The following is a 3,616-nucleotide window of genomic DNA, read 5'->3' as shown; positions in this document are numbered from 1 at the left end:
GCATAATCTTATTTAGTAAAAGTTTTAACTTGTTTTCGTAATATAAAGAATACAGGGGGAATGTAAATGAATCAGATGTGGTTTCAAGTTCTGGCAACTATGATTGTAGGCAGCATGATTAAGTATCTTTTCCATAATTCGTTAGCTTGGGTGGTAATTGATCTGGCAGTACTTGGTATCGCTTATTTACTATTACGCCGCGATCCCTTTATTGATATGAGACGCTCCATGATATTTCTCAGTGGCCTGACTGTTGTTAATGTTTTGGTAGACCTAGGGATCATGAATGGCATGATTGGTAATTTAGCATTGCTTGCGCTCTTGGGCTATATGATGTTCGGACGCGACTATAATAATAGGCGTCGTCGATAGTCAGGAGGATCGGAGATTTTGTCTGAACATCAGGTTATTACAAGGGCGGCTCTTTTATTAGCGCTTACGCTGATATTCCAGTCACTGCGATTTTTTATTCCTTTACCGCCTGGCCTGTCTACCTTTATTATTGGTAGTTTAGTCAATGCCACATTGCTTTTGGCTGCAGAAAAGGTTGGTTTGTGGCCAGCACTTATGATTGCCTCAATAGCGCCAATAGTAGCATATTTTCAACAGCTTTTACCGCTGCCGGTGTTTATTGTGCCTGTTGCGTTAGGCAACGCGGTGTATATTGGGCTCTTTTTAAGCAATCTGCGCTGGGGAGGCCGTGTTTTGGCCGTTGGGCTTGGAACAATTGGCAAGGCCGGGGTCCTATATGGGGCGTTTTTATGGCTGCTTACCGTTATTGAGGTTCCACCCAAACTTGCTGCCGGCATCATGTTGGCAATGAGCTGGCCGCAGCTAGTTACAGGCATTTTGGGTGGCATAATAGCTGCATTAGTTGTTAAACGTATTAGATAACATTCCTATACAGGGGTGTTATTTTTTTCACTTGAGGGATTGTTAGTGCTTGTGGCAGGAGTTTGCTATCAGGACAGCAAAATAATATACCAAGACTAAATTTTTTGAAAACAATTTATGCTCTTGAAACCAGGCCAGTGTTTTGGAGGGGTTATTATGCACAATCACGGTTTAACGTTGGCGGATATTGTTAATGTTAAAGTGCTACAAGAGATTCAGGATAAGTTCTCAGAAGCTACCGGCTTGGCTGCTGTAATTGTTGACAGTGCCGGGCAGCCAGTCACCAACCCCAGTAATTTTACCCGGTTGTGTAACCTTATTCGTTCAACACCTGAAGGATTATCCCGGTGTATAGGTTCAGATGACTGTGGTGGCAGGATGGCTGCCAGGCAATTATGCCCTTCAGTATACCGCTGTCATAGTGGACTTACTGATTTGGGAGCCCCAATTATATTAAATCAACAGCATTTGGGTGGCTTTTTAGCAGGTCAAGTAGTATTGCCTCAAGACGGAATGGACATTGCCAATGAAGTGTTAAAAGCAATAGCTGACTTGAATCTCAATGAAAGTGCTGTCCTTGAGAGGCTGGCTGAAATTCGAATAGTCCCGGAAGAGCGGGTGAAGGCTGCAGCTGATCTGCTATATATCATGACAAATTATATTGTAGAGATTGCTATGGCTAATATAGCTCAAACTCAATTAATGAGTGAGTTAAAAGCAAAGGCGGATCTGGAGAAGGTTTTAAGGGAAACAGAACTGAAGGCTTTATTGTCACAAGTTAATCCGCATTTTTTATTCAACACGTTAAATACCATTGCCCGGCTCGCTCTGTTGGAAGGGGCACCCCGTACCCAGGAAGTGGTTTATGCTTTATCAGATCTATTGCGAAATAACTTGCGCAATATTGATGAAATGGTTACTGTTGGTGAAGAAGTCCAATATATAAAAAATTATCTGTTGATACAAGAAATGCGCTTTGGTGACCGGATTCAGGCTTCAATCAACATTCCTAAAGAACTACTGGAACAAAGAATTCCCTTTATGACACTGCAGCCGCTGGTCGAGAATGCGATTATTCATGGTCTTGAGCCCAAACGCGGTGGTGGCAATATCAATATCTTCGGGCAGCGGTGTGGCAGCCGGGTAGAGATTATGGTAAATGATACTGGAGTTGGTGTTACCAAAGGTCAGATAGAACGCATTTTTATGAACGAGAAAAGAATTGCTGGCAAAGGTCAAGCAACGGGGTTAGGAATCACCAACGTCCATAAACGCATCCAGCATTATTTTGGCTCTCAATTTGGAATTGAGATTTTTAGTGAGCAAGAGGGCGGAACAACGGTAAGAATCTGTCTGCCTTTTGGGTTTATTGAAGAGGAAGCCACAGTTTAAGAAAACTCTGCCGGAACGCAGGCAGAGGGGCTAGTATAATAAAATTTTGATGGGGAGATTTTTATATGATAGACCAGCAGCAAAACAATTTAAGCGCTAAAGAACTGGCAGAACAAAATTTTAAAGCAGGCTATAACTGTGCAGAGGCAGTCGCACGGACTTTTCGTGATATGCTAAACCTAAACATTCCGGATGAGGCTCTTAAAATGGCTTCAGGCTTTGGCGGTGGTCTTGGCCATGCAGGATGTATGTGTGGTGCGTTGTCTGGGGCGACGATGGTGCTAGGCATGCTACAGGGGCGAGCCAGCAATGACCAAAACCGGGGGCCGGTCTATAGCAGTGCTCAGGAGTTTCACAATATATTTTCTGAGCAGTTTGGCGCAGCCTGTTGCCGGGTGCTTAACTGCCACGAATTCGGTAGTCCGGAACAGCGGCAAACCTGTCTGAAGATTACCAGTACTACAGCCGAGTTATTGTCAAAGTATATACAGGGTAAACAATTAAACCAGTGCAAATAATTAAAGTATCCGGGATAATAGCTTGCCATTATCTGCAAGCCATTTGCGGCATTCCGGATAATCTGGCGCAAATCGGCTAACCTGTTCCCAAAACCTGGCTGAATGATTGGGGACTAACAGGTGGCACAATTCATGAATAATCAGGTAATCTGCTACCTGCGTCGGTGCCATGATAATCCGCCAGTTGTAATTTATATTACCAAGGCTTGAACAACTGCCCCAGCGTGTTTTCTGGTCTTTAATCGTAATTCGGGCAGGGGATACGCCGATTGCTGTTGCCCATTGCTTGGTTTTGTCGAAGAATAATTTGCCAGCCTGGTCAACAAGCCAGGCTTTTATTATTTGCTCAGTCATAGCATCCGGGTTAACCCCTGGGTTGCCTGCAGGAAGTTTTACAAAAACCGCTCCGGGTTTTAGTACTAGCTCTGGTTTGCTGCCAGGCAGAACCGTAAGTGTATGTGGCTCACCCTTATATAATAACTGGGAACCTGATACCAACCGTTGATTTACAGGGTTTGCAGCAAGGTCGGATAATTTCTTCAGACGCCCTGTCAGCCACCTGCTTTTTGTTGTAAAGATATGTTCAATTTCATTAATAGTTAGTTTTGCAGGCGCGATAATCTCGACTATAGCAGTTGGCAGCAACCGTATTTGAATGTTTTTCCGGCGCTTGTCCAGGCGCAGGGTGTAATGAAAAATCTGTCCATTAAAATTGATTGTCGGCATAATTAATTCCTTTGCAATTGTATTTCCTAAGTAGCTGATTACTTTGTTGAACGAAGATATATATTTGCCAGCAATCGATATTATCC

General features: G+C 43.5%; 5 protein-coding genes. 4 read left to right on the top strand and 1 reads right to left on the bottom strand.

What is annotated here, in order from left to right; all coding sequences use genetic code 11:
• The first annotated feature begins 66 nt into the window (after positions 1-66).
• From VN379_RS01420 to VN379_RS01405, 4 genes are all read left to right on the top strand, one after another.
• Positions 67-372 (top strand): hypothetical protein, encoded by a 306-nt coding sequence (locus VN379_RS01420; protein ID WP_325530064.1) that lies wholly within the window; start codon positions 67-69, stop codon positions 370-372.
• An 18-nt stretch (positions 373-390) separates the two neighbouring features.
• Positions 391-894, top strand: a complete 504-nt coding sequence (locus VN379_RS01415) for an ECF transporter S component (RefSeq protein ID WP_325530062.1) — start codon at positions 391-393, stop codon at positions 892-894.
• Positions 895-1,050: 156 nt separating this feature from the next.
• Complete coding sequence (locus VN379_RS01410; protein ID WP_325530060.1) at positions 1,051-2,286, top strand: sensor histidine kinase; 1,236 nt, start codon at positions 1,051-1,053, stop codon at positions 2,284-2,286.
• 65 nt (positions 2,287-2,351) lie between these two features.
• Positions 2,352-2,804, top strand: coding sequence for a C-GCAxxG-C-C family (seleno)protein (locus VN379_RS01405; protein ID WP_325530058.1), 453 nt, complete (start codon positions 2,352-2,354; stop codon positions 2,802-2,804).
• Here VN379_RS01405 and VN379_RS01400 read toward each other — a convergent pair.
• On the bottom strand, positions 2,805-3,616 hold an 812-nt coding region (locus VN379_RS01400), incomplete at its 5' end, for a SprT family zinc-dependent metalloprotease (protein ID WP_325530056.1).

It is taken from the genome of Sporomusa sp. (genome assembly GCF_035561255.1).
In the GTDB taxonomy this organism is placed as follows: domain Bacteria; phylum Bacillota; class Negativicutes; order Sporomusales; family Sporomusaceae; genus Sporomusa.
This window is presented reverse-complemented; position numbering and strand designations above follow the sequence as displayed.